A 20905-nucleotide genomic window follows, 5' to 3' on the forward strand; every position below is an offset into this window, starting at 1 on the left:
ATTATATTATCGGAGATTAAATTCAATACCGAATATTTCATCTAAGGTAATACCTTTTGTTGCGTTTGGAACTTGCAGGAAAACCCTACCTTTCACTTATAGACGATGAAAACACCAGTAAAGCAGAGAAAATAAAAAAGGAAGCAGTATGCTTCCTTTTTTATGAAATACTATTTAAAATATATAATACAATAGAAATGGCTTATAACAACCATTCTTCTGCTGTTAATGCGAGTTTTTGCAGCTCAGCAAGAAACTGAGAAACATGGTAACCATCTGCAGCTGCATGATGGATTTGTATGGAAACTGGTAGTTGTACAGTATCTCCCACCTCAAAGTATTTACCAAAGGTTATGATTGGCGAGAGAAATTGATTGTCTCCGAATAAGTTCAAATTGAATCCAGAAAAACTACTCCACGGAATGCAAGATACAGGAAAGCTATTGAGCGGACAATCCTTTTTAGGAAAGAAGCTGTGATCATTTCCGTACAAGTGCATATCTGCCTTATAATTTTGATAGAACACCTTAAATTCTTTGGAATATTCCGTCCAAAGCTCTGAAAAGGTATGTGTATCCTTATGAAAAATCGTATAGGATGGGTGGACTTGTTCCCAGTATCCAACTTCTCCAGCTTCATTGACATAAGTTCTCAATTCCATTTGAGCATTTACCCCAACTGAGGACATATACAGAACAAGGGGATAAAAATCCAATTCCTTTGCCTTGCTCATAGTCAGAAGCTTTGTGATATCAATATTTTTTGTAATACTAAATCCGCATTTTACATGTTTAAAATAATGTTCAAAATGCTCTCTGCGATCCCACTGTTCCATGTTTATTTTATTAAATTTCATGATTATCCTCCTAAAAGTAAAATTAAATCTAACATTTAGGAGCTACCTTGACTGTCAGTTTCATATTTTCACCCACTTTTGAAAAATTTATATAACATTATACCATGAAATAATATAAAAGTGTATTCTAATTCATGAAGCCACACAGACTTAAACCATGGAATTGAATCTGAGCAAAGTGGATACTTGTACAACCCTGATTTTAATTTTCATGGATTCGAGGCAATTAAAATCGGGATTTGCTACTCCTTATGAATTGTGGTCTTTGATAACTCGTCAATATAAGTTTTCCATAAATCAGAACTAAAATCCAGTATTGTCATGGTGCTCTCTGCCACCTCGCTGCCCAATATATTATTTATCATATCCGTTTCAAAACAATGAATTTTCTCGGACTCATATTCATGATCAATCAGATAAACCAGGCTTAACCCGCGTGAACAGAGCACCGCGACTTTAGGCGGCTCGCTATTAACAATTCTGATTTTATCATGGCTTTTGTCATTTATATAAGAATCAAACCGCTTAAGATATGGGATGCGTTTATCGGGTGCAATATCAATTGCGCCAATGAGAGGCACAATAGCCTTGCCTGTAGCGTAAATACTCATCATGGCATCTATCGTTACGAAAAAAGTAGTCTCTTTTGTAAGAACATCATTAAAAAGTTTCAAAATACTCTTTTTTATGGTTTCTTTGCTTTCTATATTTTCTAAATCCTTCTTTCCAATTAAATATCCAATGGATATAAAATTATATACCGCATCAATATGTCTATTGGTAAGTTTGTCAATGAGTGATGGATCAGCTTCTAAGGCAGCAATAGCTTCACTTCTGTTATAGCTAATTTTTTTAGCATCCTTTCTTTTCATAAGGGAATTAAAAAATACTGTTAAATAACCTTTATGAGTGATTAGTACCATAAGAGGTGTCCCATCTATCTGAATGCTGAAAAGCAAGAGAAATTGTCCTTTTACTAACAAAAAGGAAGAATCTATTTCTTTTGTGATTTTCCATAAATTCAAATCAACATACTGCTGCGCTTTGACAATAGATAAAAGAACGTCAATATTGTACTCGTCATAGGACGCCTCAAATGAAGATAAATCAAAAAAGTGATTAAAGGATACGTTTTTTTGATTTTTGGGGGTTACTATTTTAATTCGACGGAAAATATCGGAATAAAGGCAGCTGAACAGAGGCAAGGTGCTGTAAAGCTCTAAGGGAATATTGTTATCATTTATGATAGAGTCCGAAACAATCACACAAAGCATATTCAAAATAGTTTTTTTCCCAAGAAAGCTTATTTCTCTTTCAGGATAGTCCAGATTTATGTTATTTTCTCTGGAGAAGCCTTTGTCCAATGCATATTCTATTGCATTGGACAAAAATATTTCCAGTTCGTATTTGGAATTAAAATCATATATGATCGGAAAAATATTTTTGAATTTTGAATAACAACCCAGGCAATATATAGCTTCAGCGAAATAACTAGCAGCTTGCCTGCAGAATGCTCTTTTTTCTCTGAAAAGAGGTAGCCTTTTCCCTGTCAGGATTTTGCTTAATCCACTTGGGGTCATATTCATACTGATGGCAAAATCAGTTTTAGATATTTGTGCTATATTAATAAGTTCTTCTAATAGTATGCCGATTCCCATTTTACTCCTCCAAATTCAATTAAATTCTCTTTTATTATACATGATTTTTTTGTACTTGCTGTCCTAAAAAGGAAATTAGTGCTATAATATTTTCTTTTTTTGACCATTACAAGAGTATATCAGTTCAGATTTTTCAAGCACCGCTCAAGCTAACCTTTTATAATGTTAATAGTAATGTTTTGCTTAAGGCTATATAATGGCGCATTATATAGTTTTTTGCATGACATTTGCAACTCCACAAAAGACTTAAAACTGTAAAGTTATGAGTGTAAAGAAAAAGATAAATTGGAGGAAGTCTCTTGGTTTGTTGCTAAATTTCATGAAAAGGAGGAAGATATAATAATGAAACTAAAGAAAAACGTTTATAGGACTGTGCTGTCTTTCTGTCTAGTGGTTTTGCTTACCTTACAGGCCGCACCGTTCAATGCTGTGGCATACGCACAGGGTATATCAGTGGATTCTCAGCTGGCTGTACCAGCCACCTTCATGGCTTCCAACAAAACGTCGGTACTCGTGGGTGACAATCTGTCATTTCCGCTGGAAGTTACGCAGGATGGGAATGTTTTAGCACCCAACGGTACCATTCATGGTAGAAAACCTTTTTCAATTAAGTCAACTGGCATCAAGGTGCCGGTGAAAGGCGACGCTGCTGATCCAAACGTAGTGGATGAAAGTACCGTCATTTTGAAGGGTGACTGGATAATGCTGGACAAAGCCACCTACTTTCCGGAAGTGATCCTGCCTACGGCTACCAAAATTCTGACGGAAAAATCGGGTCTCAAAATTGGAACCGCCTATTTCTCCTCGGAGAGCATTAGGATTGTGTTTGACGGCGAAGACCGCTTTTTCAATGGCCAAGGACAGAAAGTCACCTTTGGCTTTGAATCCACCGCTAAGGGGGATGTGTCGGGCATAAGCTATGGCGACAAAAAGCTGATCAGTATTTTCGGGGGGAGCTACTATCTGGAAAACCCAAATACTAAGTCTGCATACAGTATCACAAACAAGTCCAACAGCAATGCTTCCGAAAACGGCTGGATAAATCTACCGGATTTTGTAGAGGGGACAATCCAGTGGCAGGTGGACGTAGCTTCTATGGATATGTTTGACAGTACAATCTCGTTGCCGCTGGACGGGCTGAAGTTTTACGACGCCCTGGATCCGCTTCAGGTGGGGACCTATGTGGAGGGATCTCTCAAGATCAACGGCAATTCTGTGACACCGGACAGTGGTGCTAATAACGCACTGGCCTACACCTTCCCAGCGGGTTTTGGTGACAAGGCAACCATCACTTTCAAGACATGGATTCCAAAGGCTAAATATTACCGTGAGTATAACGGTGATAATGGGTGGCAGACCGTGGAGAATACTGCAGAACTGAGGGATACGTCGGATAGCAAGCTGGTTTCCTCGGGACAGTGGAGAGTTTGCTTAAAGCCCGACTGGATTCAGAAGCGCGGTACACTGGACAAGCGGTTGAATCCCGAAGACTCGCGCACCATTACATGGACCATTGACCTTAATAAGAATTACTCCAAAACAGGTTTGAAAAACTTTACCATCACCGATGATCTGCCGACGGGGCTTGCATTCAAGTCAGCAGAATATCAGTTATGGGACGACGGCAAGAAGGAGTGGGCTGATACAAAAACGTCCATTGACCCCGTAGGCAATGTATATTCCTTTGGAGATGTAAAGGGACCCATTAGGCTAATCATTGTGTCCGAAGTTACGGGCAGTCAAACCAGTTTCACCAACACGGCTACCGCAAGGTGGGATTTGGATGTCAATACCGTACAGAACAACGATGGGGGCACTGTAAAGGACAACGCTACGATCGCCATTGGTGCTCATACATTTACAAAGGGTGGCACAATCACCCAGGACGATTACAATATCGGTGCAGTTACATGGACAGTCAACCTGACGCCTCAGGAATCACTTCCCAACGCCGAGGTGTACGAACTACTGGTGTATGGCGACTCAATTGATCTCAATCAGGTGGATGCCAACGATAAAGTCAGCCCAGCAATTTTAAGCTTGCTTAAAACAAAAGGTGGTACGACTGAGGCGTATTGGCAGCAGTATAAGGACGGTTCCTTTACTACGAATCACGACTTGAATCTGGAGGTTATCCCTTTGACTCAGGGTGGAAAGCGAGTGGCCGACCTGCTGCGTGTCACCGGCTACAACACCGATAAGCTAGCCTCCTTCACCTTCCGTTCTGTGCTGACCAACCCAGATCAATTTGCAGGGCAGTACGGTACTGTGGACAATAGACCCCGTAAAAACCGTGCACACCTGATTGACGGCAACGAATACATAAAACGGGCAGATAAATATGTCAATCATCACGCACGGATGCTCAATAAGGAGATGCTATATGCATCGAAGCCTTTAAACACAAACGTTGCACCTAATTATATCAGCCACTACATCACAAACGACAACAACGAGACAGACACACTGGTGGCCTATGACCAGGTGACTAATACAGTTACATTCCGACTGGCAGTCAATATGCCTGGGCTGAAAACAGATGAGATGGCAAATGACGGCGGCAATCGGGTGGCCAAGGACATCAAACTGGTTGACATCCTGCCTGAGGGTTGGGAGTTCGTCCCATTTTCTGAAGGGAAGGACTTTGAGCTTTGGCGAGGCTATTCAAGCAATAACAGTAGCCATAATTGGGGAACCCGAAATGATGCCAAGGAGATTATTGCGCCGACTGATTCGCGCCACGTGGTGGAATTTTCTTCTGTTGGGAACGTAGGCACTTTCTCCTTTAGTAAGCTAGAAAGTCCCTATGTTATTCTAATCAAGGCAAGACCCACAGAGGAAACCCTACGCCAATACTTCGCAACCGGCAGCACAAAGCATGAGATGTATAACACCGCTCAGCTGCACATCAAATGGGGTGAAATCCCTACTGTGCGAACTGAAAAGCGTAAGGTTATCGTGCCCATGAAATCCTTAGGGAAATCGGTGACTAAACCCAATCATGGTGTACTGGAGTGGACAGTGAACTATAGCCCGCCTTTCGAGATGAAGGAAACTGTCTATTTGCAAGACACTCTTGGTGGAGGGCTGGCGCTACGCAATGACGAAAACGAAAACCTTTCGCTTAGACGCCCTGACATGGCCGTATACCGTGCTAAGTTGACTCCTAGCGGTGACCTGTCTAGAGACGGCGATGCACTGAACCTGTACGATCCCGATTGCGAGGTCAAGGTTGAAGCTGTCACAGAAGACAGTGTAACCAGATTGATTTTCCGTATGAAAGACCCTAATAAGCTATACCAAATTGTGTATCAGACCGAAGTCACTGAAGTACCTAGCGGTGGAAAGGTTGGAAACGAGATTAAGCTTATGGGTGACGACACCATGAAGGATATAAGCGCTAAAAGCGAAAGTGCAGTGGACAATTCAGACGTAGGTGGCAGTGCAAACACCCAAGGTAAGCTGGATCTGAAAAAGGTTGATCCCACTGGAAAGCCGCTGGTCGGTGTAAAGTTTACGTTATATCTTATGGATGGAGTAACCGAGGTTGCCAGCGGAACTACGGGTGAGGATGGAAAGCTTAGCCTGTTTGCTAAAGCGGGGATTTATGTGCTGAAGCAAACCTATATAGACGAGACCACCTATCTGCCCACCATTACGGTTTATCAGGTGCGAGTGGCTTCTACTCCATGGAATCCCATCTGGGTGGATGGAGTAGAGGTGACCCCAACTAAACCGCTGGTTGTGCCAACTCCTGTGTGGGAGCCCGGCGATTTGAAGCTAGAAACGGCCATAGAGGGAAAGGGAGCAGATCCAACAAAGGACTTTGAATACATCGCTACTTTCAGCAATGGCAAGTCTTATGCATACTACGGTTCAAAAAATGGCACCTTGGTCAGCGGTGGAACTGTTACGCTGAGAGGAGACCAAACAATCACTATCAAGGGAATCCCCGATGGTATTATCTACACCATCGTCCAGAAAGATTACACAGGCGATGGCTACGCCACCAACCCGGTGGGGCTCACGCACACTGGCAACATAGTGGGGAAAGAAACTGCTGAAACAAAATTCGTCAACTCCAAGTATCTCCCCGGTAAGCTGACCATAGGTCAGACGGTAGCGGGTAACGGTGGGGACAAGAATAAGGAGTTTGTGTTCACCGTAAACTTTGGCGGCGCAGGTAAGGATGGGGCTTATTCCTATACCAAGTCGGACGGCACCACCGGAAACATAAAATCCCACGAAACTATATCCCTCAAGCATGGAGAAACCGTCACAATTTCTGATATCCCCAAGGATACCACCTACAACGTTATCGAGGGTGATTACACGGGCGACGGCTACATCACCAACCCTACGAATGGGATGTATACTGGCATCATCGAGGAAGATGGCAACCATATTGCAGAATTTGTTAATGCACGGATGCTTGCTGGCGGCCTGCTGATTGAGCAGAATGTAGAGGGCAAGGGTGCGGATAAGAATAAGGAGTTTGTGTACACCGTCACCTTTGATGGCGAAGGCAAGGATGGGATCTATTCCTATACCAAGTGGGATGGTAGTAGTGGAAACATTAAATCCGGTGAAACTATCTCCTTAAAGCATGGAGAAACCATCACTATTTATGATATCCCTAAGGATACCACCTACAATGTTACCCAGGAAGATTACACGGGCGATGGCTATAGCACTGATCCGGCAGGCTGTAAGCAAACTGGAACCATCCAGGAGAAGAAAATTGCTGAAGCGCGCTTTATCAATAACAAATACCTCCCTGGAGGTTTTCTGATTAGTCAGATGGTAGAGGGGAATGGCGGGGACAAGAATAAGGAGTTTGTGTTCACCGTCACCTTTGATGGGGAAGGTAAGGATGGGATTTATTCCTATACCAAGTCGGACGGCACCAACGGAACAATCCAATCCGGTGGAACCATCTCCTTAAAGCATGGAGAAACTGTCACCAGTTTGGACATTCCCAAGGATACCACCTACACCATTGTCCAGAAGGATTACACGGGCGACGGCTACACCACTAACCCGGTTAATCGGATGCATACTGGTACCATTCGTGAAGGTGAGATAGTCCAGGTACACTTTGTCAATGCCAGATATATCTCAAGCCACGGTGGCAGCGGTACAGAAACGCCGAAAGTGGATAAAATGAAGCTTCAGGTGAAAGAGAGTGAGATAACTAGTGAAATAACTGGTGATAATTTGAAAGAAACAGATTATACGGGTGCAAGTTGGGCAGAGCTAAAAGAGAATTTGATCAAAGCTAATATGGTTTTGAATGATTCGAAGGCGACCCAATCAGAAGTTGATGAGGCCCTGGTTGCACTGACCAATGCAAGAGAAGGCTTGGTTCCTGTGACACCAACACTTACAGTGGATAAAATAGAACTTCAGGCTAAAGTGACTGAGATAACTAGCGAGATAAGTGCCAGCAATCTGAAAGAAACAGATTATACTGCTACAAGTTGGGCAGAGGTAAAAGAGAAGCTGATCAAAGCTAATACGGTTTTGAATGATTCGAAGGCGACCCAATCAGAAGTTGATGGGGCCCTGGCTGCACTGACCAATGCAAGAGAAGGCTTGGTTCCTGTGACACCAACACCGACAGTGGATAAAATAGAACTTCAGGCTAAAGTGACTGAGATAACTGGCGAGATAAGTGCCAGCAATCTGAAAGAAACAGGCTATACCGCTACAAGTTGGGCAGAGCTAAAAGAGAAGCTGATCAAAGCTAATACGGTTTTGAATGATTCGAAGGCGACCCAATCAGAAGTTGATGGGGCCCTGGTTGCACTGACCAATGCAAGAGAAGGCTTGGTTAAAGAAAGCTCCGATGGTGGTATGACAACACTTTCTGTTCCGAAAACCGGAGACAATAGCTTGAGTACAATTTGGGGAATTGGACTAGCAATCTCAGCTCTTATGCTCCTAGTTTTAATCAATTTGGATTTTGTTTTTAGAAATAAGAAAGGTATAAGAAACCGTTAATTCTTAGTACAGTGGGTTCGTGATATAGATGTGTAGTATATCTGTATCACGAACACTTTTTTTAGAAAGGACTCTGCTATGAGTGTATGCAATAGAGATAGAAAAACTTCTTTAAATAAATATCAAATCCTTCTTCGTGCCATGATGGGTCTATGTATGGCTGGAATTGTATTATTTGGGATTCTTCTGGTCCATAGTAATACAGAATATTTGCAAGGTGACGTTGTTTACGAGCAGGTTAAATCAGCCTTACGCCACGAGAGTACTGAGATAAATAAAAGTGCTGAATCTGCTGATGTTACAGCATCTAAGATGTCAGCGAAAATGGATTTTGCCCCACTAAAAAAGATCAATGACGGTGTTGTTGGATGGATACTGGCTGAAGGAAGTGTGATTGATTATCCCATAGTGTTGGGAGAGGATAATGAATACTATCTGTCACATTTATTCAACCATGAAGAAAACAAGCTGGGATCGATTTTTATGGATTACCGTAATAACGGCAACTTCTCAGATAAAAATACAATCATTTACGGACATAATATGAAGAATGGTTCTATGTTCTCATCCTTAACGAAGTACAAAGATCAAAGTTATTATGACAGCTTTCCAACAATGGTGTTATATACTCCGAATGGAGATTTTATCATTGAATTTTTTGCGGGAATTATAGTTGATGGAAATTATGAATTCCTTCGTTTCAAATTTACCAATGATATGGATTTTCAGGACTACATTAACGAACTAAAAGAAAAGTCTACTTTTGAAAGCAATACAATTGTAAAATCCGATGATCGAATTGTAACCTTATGTACTTGCTCTTATGAATTTAATAACGCAAGATATGCTTTGTACGGAAAATTGACACCTATAAGCCTAGAACCTAAGGGGGATCAGGTTCAATGAACATCTTTTGTATCCTCAAGGCACGTTGAGAGTATGGTTCTCATGGAAATAGTAGTTTAAACGGCAAATAAGACAGGTCAACCACTATATATAGTGGTTTTGAAAGAAAAAAAGGACAAAAAACAGGGTCAAAAGTGCATTTTTGACCCTGTTTTTTTAAAGGTTTTTAAAGATGACACCCTATGAACGTAAATTTTGTCAGCTTTCAATTATGATTCGATATCATCTAATATTTCTTTAAGATATTTAAGTGTTTGAGAACGACTTTCTTCGTTCTGAGAATCAAACAATAATTGCTCAGCAAGCTCCCAAGTATCCTCTAACATACGTCGAGCCAAGTAAAACTCCATTGCATCCGAATTCACTTGAAAGTCTGGATGTTTTTCCTGATATATATCTAAAAAACACTTATAGTAAGGCTTTTTTTTCAAAAACATAAGATCAGCTTCGGGCGGAGCAACCTTTAGGCCTTCCCAGTCGATTAAAATCAATATATTCTTGCTTTGCATCAAATTCCAATTATGAAGGTCAGTATGACAAAAAACCATTTTGGGCTTATTCTTAATAAGATAATGTGAAAGTTTTTCTGCTCGTTGCATCAGCTTTTCCACAGACTCAATTCGTCCTTTTAGCAATTCTTTTAGGTCGCTTGCAAGGTTCTCAAAGTTTTGAATAATATGTTCCTTTAATGGCTGTAAAAAAGGAAGAGCAAAATCCTCTCTTATCTTCAAGCTATCACAAGGTATTTGCGTACTGCTGAAAGAATGAAGTTCCGCAATCATATCACTAAGTTGCACTACTTGCTCATCTGACAATTCATCATCACCAATAGTTTCACCGTCAATATATTCATACAAAAGATAAATTGCATGGTTATCTTGACATCTATAATTCCCATCCTTTGTTGCTACAGGAACAGGAATTTTGCCGGACAACTTTGTATTTTGATTCAACCAAATGGTAATTGGAATATATATGTCAATCATGGATGTTAACTTAGGAGTAGAAGCTCTATTTAGTTCATACGCCTTCAAAAAATAGTTTTTCACACCATCAGACACTTTATATGCCGAAGCTGACCATCCGCCCTTTTGAGAGATGAGGGACAGACAGTTTATTCCGTATTCTGTTTGTAGTATACTTATTATTTTTTCCGTCATTTAAATTCCCCTTTCTATAATAAGAAAGTAAGTATAGTTCTTAAAAATAGAAATTAGAAGACCTATTGATCTTATATCAAGAACAGATTCTTAGGTCTATATAAATCCATTTTTCTAATCAAGATGTCATCATCTTCTAGTTGAATGAAAGTTTGGTTCAATTCTTATGTCTTAAAACTTTTATTTCCTGACTGATTGGTTAATTTTCATCACCATATAAAGTACTTCGTTTCCAATATAAAAATTTAAATTCGGGTCTTTACATCCAGCTTCTTTCACCATAATATTGTACTCCATTACTTCTTCTCCATAATGGAGTTCTTCTATCTAACATCCTGCTAACATCCTGTGATAAGCTGGATAATCAGAATCCCATTTGAATAGTAATAATAGTGGTTAAAGCTGACTTTTATACCTGTGGCATAGGGACTACTATTGATACCCCCTGAATAGTTTCAACAGCAACAGGTATTCCATAAACACATCTAATATTTTCAGGTGTCATGACTTCCTTACCTCCATAAATGTAAACCCTGCTTTCTTTGACAAACAAAAATCTATCACAATACCGAAGAGCCAGATTCAAATCATGGATTACTATAATGACGCTGATATTCTCCTGTCTTGCAATCTCTTGAACAGTAGCGAGCACCTCATACTGATTACGGAGGTCCAAATTGCTTGTCGGTTCATCAAGCAGAAGTACTTTCGGTTGTTGAGCCAATGCTCGGGCAAGCATTACCTTTTGTATTTCGCCACCGGAAAGCTCGTTCATATAACGTAATGCAAAATTTTCTAAACCCATACGCTTGATAATGGATTCGGTTATATAAATATCCTCCTTCTTCGGTTTCAATTTTATATAAGGCATACGTCCCAGCAGTACGGAATCAAATACAGTAAACCTATCACTTGTGTTACGCTGGGCCACATAGGCCATACATTTTGCAATCTCATTACGCTCAAATTTGTGCACATCTTCCCCATTGACATGAATTACACCCTTTTGAGGTATCAAAATATGGTTAAGACATTTAATCAGGGTGCTTTTGCCAGCACCGTTATTGCCTAGTATAGCAATGCACTGCCCTTCCATGGCGTCAAATGCAATCTGGCTTAAAATAGTACGGTTACTATTATAAGAAAAGTCTAAATCTTTAACTTCAATCATCTTTTACCACCCCCCTTAAACAGTAAGTAAAGAAACAGTGGTGCACCCAGAAAGGATGTTATAGCACCAATAGGCAGAATAACCGGGGACACCACCAAGCGAGCTGCCGTGTCACTGAGCAGGAGCAAGAGCGCCCCCATCAATGCAGAAGACGGAAGCAGATACCGATAGTCACTGCCAATAAAACGTCGTACCAGATGTGGTGCAATAAGGCCAACGAAATTGATAATACCCACGAATGAAACAATCATCGAAGCAGTCAAGGAGCAGATAAGCATACCGAACATACGCAGGCCATCTACATTAACACCAAGCCCTTTAGCGGTTTCTTCCCCATTTTGCAACGCATTAAAGTTCCATAGATTGAAGATAAAATAGATAAGTGCAATTCCCACCGTGATAGACATAATCATAATTTCATTCCAACTGGTACGCCCCAGATCGCCGAAAGTCCAAAATACTACAGCCGCAACTTTTACGTCAGGAGCAAAATATTGCAGAATCGTTGTTGCACCAGAAAACAAGGTACTGAGTGCTACACCCGCTAACACCATCGATTCTGGAGGAACTTTATTAAAATGAGATAGACCCAGCACAATCATAGTAGACATCATGGCACTAACAAATGCACAAATAGATACTATGTATGGGTTTGAAATCATAACTCCGTCCAATGCATGATTCTGCATTCCAGAGCCTAGAACAACCATTGCGAAAGAAGCACCGAAAGCAGCACCCTGAGCGATGCCCAAGGTAGAGTCAGAAGCTAAGGGATTACGTAGTAGACTCTGCATAACACAGCCTATTGTAGAAAGACCAATCCCCGCAATAATCGCTGTCACAACTCTTGGCATTCGTATATTAAATATCACAATTGATGCCTGTTTGTCTCCATGCCCTAAAAGTGTCATGACAACTTCCTTTAAGGTAAGGTCCGTCGAACCAGCGCTGATCGCAAACAAGGCAGTTAAAGCAGTTGCGGCAACTAAAAGCAGAATTATCAATAGCTTAAAACGTATGTATTTTTTGTAGGTTCCTTGTTCATTCATTTAACACTATTCTCCTATTGTGATTTTATCGAATTTTGACCCATCAGCCGCCAATTTTTCATAAAAAGACTGTCCCAACATTACGTTAAAGATTTCATCTGCTTTTTTAATCGGATTAATATCTTCAAACTGTTTTGGGTAGATAATTTTTCCGGCATAATAAGCATCAGCAATGGCGATTTCCATATTGGTCCAATTATAATTATAGGAAATCTGTGTATATATCTGTCCATTTTGTACGGCTTTTAACCCATTGTAAAACGCTTTATTTTTCGCATAACTCTGATTAACTAGGTTCATATTAGTAGGATTCAGGAAAATAATATCAGGATTCCAGATCATCACTTTTTCAGGGTCAATCAGCATAGCTCCCGATTTACTTGTCTCATCCACCACGTTTTTTGCATGGATAACATCAAATGGCGGATAGCCAGCATAAGTACCTTCAAAACCATGCGCTCCCCGAAAGCTGACAGCACCAGTATAAACAGTGGGTTTATCAGCATCTGGAATGTCCTTTGTGCGATCATCCAAATCCTTCTTACAACTCTTTACATATTCAATAACTTTGGTACAATGATCCTCTGTTCCCATTACTTGACCAATCAGCTTCAAAGCAGAATAGAAGCTCTGATCAAATATATCAGTGGGATAGATGGCAATGGTTGGAATACCAGTTTTTTCTGCAATATTTTTAATGGTATCTTCGTCTATCATGCCGAAAATCACATCCGGCTTTAGGGCAACTAGTGCTTCCACATAATAGGTGCCGTTACTGCCGCCGCTTCCCACAGAAGTCAGCGACTTAAAATGCTCTGCATTAACAACTGAATATGGCATAGCCGGAACGTTTTTCTTATCCATATCTGTCACACCAATCAGTTTATTAGCGCACCCGCCATAGGTGAGAATGCGAGCTGATCCGCCAATTGCAGCTATTGTTTTTATATTATCTGGTAGCTCGACCTGACGATTATAAGCATCAGTGATGATGCGAGAACTAGAGGTCTGTGTGGAAGTATCAGTAGTCGACTTCATTGAAACAAGGTTTGATGTAAATGCGTAAATACTCAAAATCGCAAATACAAGGGTTATTCCAATTAATTTTTGTTTATTCATTGATCTACCCCCTTTCTTTTTTACCAGCCTCGGTTGTAGCTCTTAAAGCAGTCGGTACAGACTGTTTTACCGTCCTGCAAATGCATTTTATATTCGGGAGCACCTTCTCCGCAAAGCTCACAGAGAATGGTTTTAAAAATCTGAGCCTTTTCAGGCAACTCAAATTTAGGTTGGGAAAAAGAAAAAATTTCATCTACCGGAGCATTCAAAAATTCTTCCAGCCATTGCTCCAAATCAATGCCTTCATTTTTCCTCGGCTTTAAGCACACTCGTAGTTTTTTCCCATCTGCACGGCAAAAAAATGAAAACGCCTGCTTACCAGTCCCGTGATAAATAAGATTTCCTTTTCCAATTGTACAACTCAAAAGCACCTGAACAGCATCAACTCCACAAGCATCGTTTTCCGTTACGCAAACGATTTCCTCATCCTCAAAAGTTGTGATTCCCATTTTTTCGATGGCCGCTTCGCACGCCTTAAACCCTATTGCAAGCCCTGCGCACTCATGTCCATGAAATGCAACTACCTTATTCCATAACTCTCTATCCATCTTTTATTTCCTCCTTTTTTAAACCTGCCAGTACAGGGTAGTAATCATAGTATCAACATCCTCACAAATCATACCGTCTTTTATAACAGACTGTAAATACCTTATTATTTTTTGTTCTTCTTCTAAGGATATGTCACGATAGGTTTTCAACGCATTTACGTACAATCCATATGCTTCTTCCAGGTTTCTTTTCATGTTCCAACGCTGCTGCTCATATTCAAAACGTGGAGAAAGCCCCTGCTGCCATAGCAACCCAAACGCGTACAAAATATTTACATCGCTGTTTTCCATTTCTCCCGATATACCAACAAGCTTTTTAACAGCATCAAGTACAGGGTCAATGCGACGAGTAGGTTGGGACAAAACGCACCAATCTCGACTGGCCTGAGAAAGCTTAAGAAATGTGCTGGCGCTTTGTACTGCAGGCGTCATATGCGCAAAAACAAGGTTATACTTTTTTTCAAATCCTTCCTGTATTAAATCCATATTGTGCCAGTCGGCACAGTAAAATTCAATATTTGTTACATTTTCTTTCTGAGCCTTTTCTTTAGCAATCTCAATCATTCGCGGCGAAAGATCGACACCAATGACCTTTTTGCATCTGTCGGACAGCGCGAGCGCATAACTTCCTGTACCACAGCCCACATCCAGAACAAGAGAATTACCATCAAACATTTGGTTTTGTTCAAGGAGCTGCAGAAAACGGTTTTCTTCAAACGTAGGTAGTGTATGTTCTCCAAAACCATTTGCCATAGAATTCCACTTATTTACACTTGCTTGTTTATTGTTTTCCTTCAAATGCCATTTTGCTTCAATTTCTTCAATTCTCACTTAATCACCCTTTCAATATAAAAATAAAAACTAAGGCTCAAATAGAACCTTCTTAGCACCTTAATATAATTTTCTGTTACTTTCATATCATTAACCACTCGTGTTGTTCAACGAACTTTTGCCAATCCTAAAGAGTCAATTTTATCGATTTCTCAAACTCTCTGATTTTTTCGAATTCATATATTTTACAAACAATATTTCATTATTCATAAATGTTCTAGTTTATATAAGTTTCTCCTTCCTCCATTGAAAGCGCAGAGTATGGATTCGATTTGGCATAATATCACTTCAATAAAGCGAAATTATCTGCATTATCCATGATAGGAATTATGCTTTGGTAGTTTTTTTGAAACATATTGAATACTGCTTAGCTAACATATAAAATTACAAGAACTTAACAAACATTATTCCAATAATCGTGAATGCTAGAGCGGTAAATCTTCTACTATCAATTTTCCTCTTTTGTAAATTAAACATTCCTTCCTTAGTCAACTTAGTTAATGTTTGGGACAGGTACGTCGGAGAAACTTTTTGTTTTTTTGCTAACTCCTGTATACCAACAAGCTCATTGCAAGAAAAAGCATGGTGTGAAGAGCATAATTTGTAGCTTTTGAAAATTTCATAATGTTTGAATCACTTCCAATAAAAGACTTAATATATCTATAATAGCTTTAATCATATTGTTTTGTCAAATAGTTTCTTTATATAATTTTAGTGTCAAGTTAAAATAAATTTGCTCCTAAGAAAGTTTAAATAAATTCATAAGTCTTTCACTTTAATAAATTCTTTGCATGTAGATATTGTCTTTGTGGTTTAATATATAGTGTATCTATTTGTATCAATTTTTTTCAAATCTCATTCGGTGGTTGCTGTCATAAAAGAAATCACCATTAAACTCGGAATAATATGCTCCCCTTAAGGGAGACAGATTAAAAACAAAAAATTTCAGGCAACAAAAGGCACACAAACAGACTGTTGTAGCTGTTCATGTGCTTTAGTTGTTTTCATAAAAAACTAGATGATATCATCTAAATTATTAGGCAAGAGATGTTTTATATTCATTTTTCAAAATGCTCATAATGACAATATCATGCCAGCTTCCATTGCGATAGAGTGCCTGACGTAAATTTCCTTCATGTATAAAACCCATTTTTTCATAAAGCTTTATGCCTCTTTTATTGAAGGAAAATACTTGCAAATATATTCGATGCAAATTTAACTCATTAAATGCAAACTCTAGTATTAAAGAAATAGCAGCTGTACCGACTCCTTTTCCCCACACCTCTTTTACTCCGATATCAATAATACACTCAGCAGAGCGATTCTTATAATCTATATTTATCAAAGAAATGATACCCACTGCTTGATTAGTTTCTTTGTACTCGATAATATAGCCCTTAGCACTAGATTGAGTGGCTATTGCTGAAATGTATTTTTCAGTTTCTTCCAAAGTATACATATCCAGTTGTGGACTAGTACTTTGCATAACCTCTATGTCGTTACGCCAATTATGATAGATAGAATAATCATTTGAAGAAATTTTTCGTAGTCTTATCACTTTATTTTCAAACATTGCATGCGCCTCCTTAAGATAGAAAGTTCTCTATCATTTTTTCTATTAAGTCTACTATTTCTAAGAGATTAAAACTAGAAGAATACTGATAGCAATGATGCAACATAACGCCATCAATTAATGCAATAAATAATTCAGCAAAGGAATTTACATCAATTTGGTTTTTAAATTCGCCTGTTTTAATTCCCATCTTAATGACTAGTTGAATATCTTGTGCAAGTTTTTCATGTCTTTCTCGTAAGTATGGAACTTTTGAAACATCGTGTGAAAGAAAGAATTCTGATTTTGCACGTACTAAGCAGGTTTCTCTATTTTGTGTTGACATTCCTATTTTTTGAACCCAGTTTTTTATTTGAGGCAATAACGGATCATCAGGATTAGGAGTTAAAAATCGGTTATGTGGCAAAGAATCATCATATTTTAATGCAGCTATAAAAACGGAGTCAATATTTTGAAAGTGCGCGTATAATCCACCCCTTGATACTTTTGCCTCATCCATAATATCTTTCATTGCGGCATTGGAGTAACCTTTTTTTGAAAAAACCTTAAGGGCTACCTTAGCTATTTTATTTTTTCGATCTTCTAAGTATCTCTCAGTTACCTGTGGCATCAAATAAACCTCCTTGCAAAATAGACAGTGGTGTCTATTTAGTATAAGGTAATATAATCGGTTTGTCAATATTATGACTCAATAATCTTCCAGTTAGGCCCATCCATCTTCAATATCAGATCGAACTTAGATATCTGCGTGGCCTTTGTCTGCTAATGGAGATATTTCACTCATAAGCGTTTTTTCTGAAATATACCCTGACGCCAAGGGGGGACCAGGTTCAACAGACATCTTCTTTGTAAGCCTAAGTATAGTGATGGAGAGGGAAGATACTTCCAATGCCTTAGTTTTCTCAGCTTGAAAACAATAAATAGTCACTGAGAAATACCGATAGGACGGTTAAGTAGAAAATTTGCTTTTCTTGGGGCTTTAATGGTTTGACCGAAAGTCTTGAAATCAAATTTTTCTGTTGCTGGCTTCATAATATTTCACCCTATTACCTTTTGACGTTCACCTTTCCTTTGGGATATGAGCATACATATCATAGTATTGACTGAAATATAATTTGGGAGGGCCATTTCCTTGATTTACCATTTTATTGATGATATACTTTTTATGTGAGTATGAAAAGTATGAATATGGAGGGGTTGAAAATGTCATTACCAAAAGGTAAACATATTTTTGGAACAGTCAAGGTAGGAGAACGAGGACAAATTGTAATTCCTAAAGAAGCAAGAGATTTGTTTGATATAAAATCGGGAGACACTTTATTGGTTTTAGGAGATGAGGAACAAGGGATTGCTATTACAAAAGCAGATGTTATGCAAGAAGTTGCAGTAAAAATCCTTAAAGGGTTAGGAGGGTTTAAGCCAGATGATAAATAATATGGTAAAATCCTTTGGCGTGTCAGATATAGGCTTTATTCTCTTACTCATTGCAACGATTGGCGATTTGGTTATACCTTTTTTTCTTGCGCCATTTTGCAAAAAGTATAATCATTTGACAATGGTAATGAGTTTGTTAGGTAATCGCAATTCCCCAGTACATTTAATATATAACTTGTGGCTTATTGCTGCGGGAATGATGCTTATTCTTGGTAGCTTAAAATTGCATACAATGTATTTACCTGCTTCAAATATACTTTCAAAAGTATTGCTATTTTGTGTAGGGCTTTATGCTATTTGAGCTTGCATATTATCCGGTATATTTTCAGTTGGAGAAACAAAGGCACTTACAACTCTACCCGAAAAAATACATGGGTATGGCTCTGTTTTAGGATTTTCTGTTTTAACCTTTGTTCCTTTGATTATTGGGATTGTGTCTATACGCTCAAAGGAGGTAGTTTTAAGCATTATGTCGTTTATATTTTTTGCTTTGGCTATACTGTTTTTTACTTTGTTTGTAATGGCTGATAAGGCAAGGTTTGAAAATACTATAATTTCTAATGAGGGAATATGGCAAAGATTAAGTTTGTTTTGTATGTATGCGCCGATTATTATGGTTTCATTCAAAAATATATTTATGAAATGAGGTAAAATATGAATAACACAAAGCAATTATACTTAGCAGATCAATTTAAAGAGCTTCACTATCGCAATAAAATGTTTATACTTCCAAATGCATAGGATATTGGCAGTGAGTTATATATGAAAAATCCAGCTTTCCAGCAATTGGAACAACAAGCGCTGGATTTTCTTACGAAATAGTTAATAAAATATTTTCATGTTAATTATATAAAATCTAAATAAAGTGTATTAATTATTATAAAAGCACTGAAATATTATGTATTAAATATTCCAATTTAATTATAAGTACTATTAAATCTTGAATGGAGGAATTTACGTGAGCAAAATAATAGAAACACCTAAACCACCTTATTATGCAGTTATTTTTACATCCATAAGAACTTCAACTGATAATGGATATGAAAAAGTTTCTGATAACTTAGTTGATATTGTTTCTAAACAAAAGGGATTCTTAGGAGTAGAAAGTGTCAGAAATATAGAGAGCTTTGGAGTGACAATATCATACTGGGATTCTTTAGAGAGTATTAATGAATGGAAAGATAATAATCCACATATGAAAGCAAAGGAAATGGGAAAAAAGATGTGGTATTCAAAATATATGATACGAATTTGTAAGGTAGAGAAAGACAATTATTTTGACAATAATTTTTAATTTTCATTTGTAAATTTTTACAAGGATATGAGTATTTATATTAGATTTAGCGACAGGAGGTACATATGAAAAAAACAAATATATTCTGAAAAACGCTATTATGGTTTTCCAAGTTTTCTAATTGGATATAAAGATTGAACCTATGGATATAACTTTACAACCGTAAGCTTGTTTTATAATGCGAACATTAAATATAATATAGAGAGGTGCATTATATGATTACATATAGATTTGCTGAAATAAAAGATTTAAATCTGCTTGTTTCGTTGAGATTGGAATTTTTGGAAGTATCACCATCTAATAAGTATGGAAATATTAAAGTAAATATTGAAGAGTATTTCAAAACAAAATATTACAACAGGCGTATATGTTAGAAGTGGGATAACATCTGCCCCAGCATCTGAAGATGCTATCCGTATGATGATAAAAATGACAGATGGTGATTCATTTGAGGCAAATCGTTCTCTAGTTCAAGAGTTGACCTTTAATAGACTAGATGAGGAATTACAAAAAAGAGGTTTAGAATTTACAGAAGTTCAAATGAAAAATTTAGGCATCCTTTCTTGTGATGATATTTACACAAATATGGGGTTACTTGTTTCAGACCAATGTAAACACTCTATCAAATTTGCAATTTTTCAAGGCACAGATAAGTTAGTGTTTAGGGATAGAAAAGAACTTACTGGTTCACTATTTGCTCAGCTTGCAGATGCCTATAAAACCATTGACTTTTATAACGGTACAAAAGCAACCTTCCATGATTTACTACGCACAGATGAGAGGGATTATCCAGAAGATGAGAAGTATTTACCGATACTCAGATTATTCGAAAAGCAAAAAGAAATCACTGGCAGTGACGTTGAAGAAGCTTTGGGGATTGGTACGACTCATGCAATTAATATGCTCAAAGAAATGATTGATAAAGATTTGATTAGTAAGGTTGGAAATGGCAGATTGACGAAATATATAGCAAAGTAGGTCTAATAAATAATGTCAAAGATGAAGAGTGCTTGAAGATGCTGGAAGGATTAAAAGAAGAGTGTGCTGACAAAGAGTACATCCATGCAGAAGGTATTACTGACGAGAAAATTAAAAGTTTTCTTCAAGAAGTCTATTTTGTGATTGAGGATAAGACACCAACCGAATATGTAAAGGAAATAATTAAAGATATTCACAACAGAAGTAATAAAGTCTATGGTTCTATAAAAATTAGAAAGAAGTTGAATGAGGGAAAGAACCCTAAAGTAAACCATAAGCGTATAGAAAGAATAATAAGTAAAAATGCTATAAAATACTGAATTAT

General features: G+C 38.1%; 19 protein-coding genes and 1 pseudogene. 9 read left to right on the forward strand and 11 right to left on the reverse strand.

Annotated features, from left to right (window positions below; all coding sequences use genetic code 11):
• Nucleotides 1-202: 202 nt before the first annotated feature.
• Nucleotides 203-856: a type A chloramphenicol O-acetyltransferase gene (gene catA / locus KQI89_RS12800; protein WP_216457393.1), complete on the reverse strand. Its 654-nt coding sequence runs from the start codon at nucleotides 854-856 to the stop codon at nucleotides 203-205.
• 242 nt (nucleotides 857-1098) lie between these two features.
• Nucleotides 1099-2514 carry a hypothetical protein gene (locus KQI89_RS12805; protein WP_216457394.1) on the reverse strand — a complete coding sequence of 472 codons (1416 nt, stop codon included), beginning with the start codon at nucleotides 2512-2514 and terminating at the stop codon, nucleotides 1099-1101.
• 342 nt (nucleotides 2515-2856) lie between these two features.
• On the opposite strand from KQI89_RS12805, the gene KQI89_RS12810 reads away from it, so the two are divergent.
• Nucleotides 2857-8517 carry a DUF7601 domain-containing protein gene (locus tag KQI89_RS12810; RefSeq protein ID WP_216457395.1) on the forward strand — a complete coding sequence of 1887 codons (5661 nt, stop codon included), beginning with the start codon at nucleotides 2857-2859 and terminating at the stop codon, nucleotides 8515-8517.
• Nucleotides 8518-8673: 156 nt separating this feature from the next.
• Nucleotides 8674-9423 carry a class B sortase gene (srtB, locus tag KQI89_RS12815; protein ID WP_216457396.1) on the forward strand — a complete coding sequence of 250 codons (750 nt, stop codon included), beginning with the start codon at nucleotides 8674-8676 and terminating at the stop codon, nucleotides 9421-9423.
• Between the two features lie 209 nt (nucleotides 9424-9632).
• Here srtB and KQI89_RS12820 read toward each other — a convergent pair whose 3' ends face one another.
• From KQI89_RS12820 to KQI89_RS12860, 9 genes and pseudogenes are all read right to left on the reverse strand, one after another.
• Nucleotides 9633-10583, reverse strand: coding sequence for an aminoglycoside phosphotransferase family protein (locus KQI89_RS12820; RefSeq protein WP_216457397.1), 951 nt, complete (start codon nucleotides 10581-10583; stop codon nucleotides 9633-9635).
• 409 nt (nucleotides 10584-10992) lie between these two features.
• Complete coding sequence (locus tag KQI89_RS12825; RefSeq protein ID WP_216457398.1) at nucleotides 10993-11754, reverse strand: ABC transporter ATP-binding protein; 762 nt, start codon at nucleotides 11752-11754, stop codon at nucleotides 10993-10995.
• A complete protein-coding gene (locus KQI89_RS12830; protein WP_216457399.1) occupies nucleotides 11751-12803 on the reverse strand; it encodes a FecCD family ABC transporter permease in 1053 nt (350 codons plus the stop codon). Before KQI89_RS12830 ends, KQI89_RS12825 begins: the two co-directional genes overlap by 4 nt.
• Nucleotides 12804-12809: 6 nt before the next feature.
• On the reverse strand, nucleotides 12810-13922 hold the full coding sequence (locus KQI89_RS12835; protein WP_216457400.1) for an iron ABC transporter substrate-binding protein: 1113 nt from the start codon (nucleotides 13920-13922) through the stop codon (nucleotides 12810-12812).
• A 20-nt stretch (nucleotides 13923-13942) separates the two neighbouring features.
• Nucleotides 13943-14470 (reverse strand): FmdE family protein, encoded by a 528-nt coding sequence (locus tag KQI89_RS12840; protein WP_216457401.1) that lies wholly within the window; start codon nucleotides 14468-14470, stop codon nucleotides 13943-13945.
• A gap of 18 nt (nucleotides 14471-14488) precedes the next feature.
• A complete protein-coding gene (locus KQI89_RS12845; protein ID WP_216457402.1) occupies nucleotides 14489-15301 on the reverse strand; it encodes a class I SAM-dependent methyltransferase in 813 nt (270 codons plus the stop codon).
• A gap of 468 nt (nucleotides 15302-15769) precedes the next feature.
• Nucleotides 15770-15924: pseudogene (locus tag KQI89_RS18055) on the reverse strand (Rrf2 family transcriptional regulator); the annotation flags it as partial.
• A gap of 413 nt (nucleotides 15925-16337) precedes the next feature.
• The gene (locus KQI89_RS12855) at nucleotides 16338-16874 is read right to left on the reverse strand and encodes a GNAT family N-acetyltransferase (RefSeq protein ID WP_216457403.1); all 537 of its coding nucleotides are present in this window, start codon (nucleotides 16872-16874) and stop codon (nucleotides 16338-16340) included.
• 13 nt (nucleotides 16875-16887) lie between these two features.
• Entirely contained in the window at nucleotides 16888-17484 is a 597-nt protein-coding gene (locus KQI89_RS12860) for a TetR/AcrR family transcriptional regulator (protein ID WP_216457404.1), read from the reverse strand.
• A 593-nt stretch (nucleotides 17485-18077) separates the two neighbouring features.
• Here KQI89_RS12860 and KQI89_RS12865 point away from each other — a divergent pair.
• The 7 genes from KQI89_RS12865 to KQI89_RS12895 all read left to right on the forward strand — a co-directional run bounded on the left by KQI89_RS12865 (nucleotide 18078) and on the right by KQI89_RS12895 (nucleotide 20900).
• Nucleotides 18078-18308, forward strand: a complete 231-nt coding sequence (locus KQI89_RS12865) for an AbrB/MazE/SpoVT family DNA-binding domain-containing protein (protein ID WP_216457405.1) — start codon at nucleotides 18078-18080, stop codon at nucleotides 18306-18308.
• Complete coding sequence (locus KQI89_RS12870; RefSeq protein ID WP_216457406.1) at nucleotides 18298-18609, forward strand: hypothetical protein; 312 nt, start codon at nucleotides 18298-18300, stop codon at nucleotides 18607-18609. Before KQI89_RS12865 ends, KQI89_RS12870 begins: the two co-directional genes overlap by 11 nt.
• A gap of 18 nt (nucleotides 18610-18627) precedes the next feature.
• A complete protein-coding gene (locus tag KQI89_RS18170) occupies nucleotides 18628-18954 on the forward strand; it encodes a DUF998 domain-containing protein (protein ID WP_425514089.1) in 327 nt (108 codons plus the stop codon).
• Between the two features lie 312 nt (nucleotides 18955-19266).
• A complete protein-coding gene (locus tag KQI89_RS12880) occupies nucleotides 19267-19602 on the forward strand; it encodes an antibiotic biosynthesis monooxygenase family protein (RefSeq protein WP_216457407.1) in 336 nt (111 codons plus the stop codon).
• Between the two features lie 215 nt (nucleotides 19603-19817).
• Nucleotides 19818-19976 (forward strand): hypothetical protein, encoded by a 159-nt coding sequence (locus tag KQI89_RS12885; RefSeq protein ID WP_216457408.1) that lies wholly within the window; start codon nucleotides 19818-19820, stop codon nucleotides 19974-19976.
• A 43-nt stretch (nucleotides 19977-20019) separates the two neighbouring features.
• On the forward strand, nucleotides 20020-20580 hold the full coding sequence (locus tag KQI89_RS12890) for a hypothetical protein (protein ID WP_216457409.1): 561 nt from the start codon (nucleotides 20020-20022) through the stop codon (nucleotides 20578-20580).
• A gap of 38 nt (nucleotides 20581-20618) precedes the next feature.
• Complete coding sequence (locus KQI89_RS12895; protein ID WP_216457410.1) at nucleotides 20619-20900, forward strand: helix-turn-helix domain-containing protein; 282 nt, start codon at nucleotides 20619-20621, stop codon at nucleotides 20898-20900.
• The last annotated feature ends 5 nt before the right edge of the window (nucleotides 20901-20905 follow it).

The organism is Clostridium simiarum (genome assembly GCF_018919175.1).
GTDB lineage: Bacteria > Bacillota > Clostridia > Clostridiales > Clostridiaceae > Clostridium_L > Clostridium_L simiarum.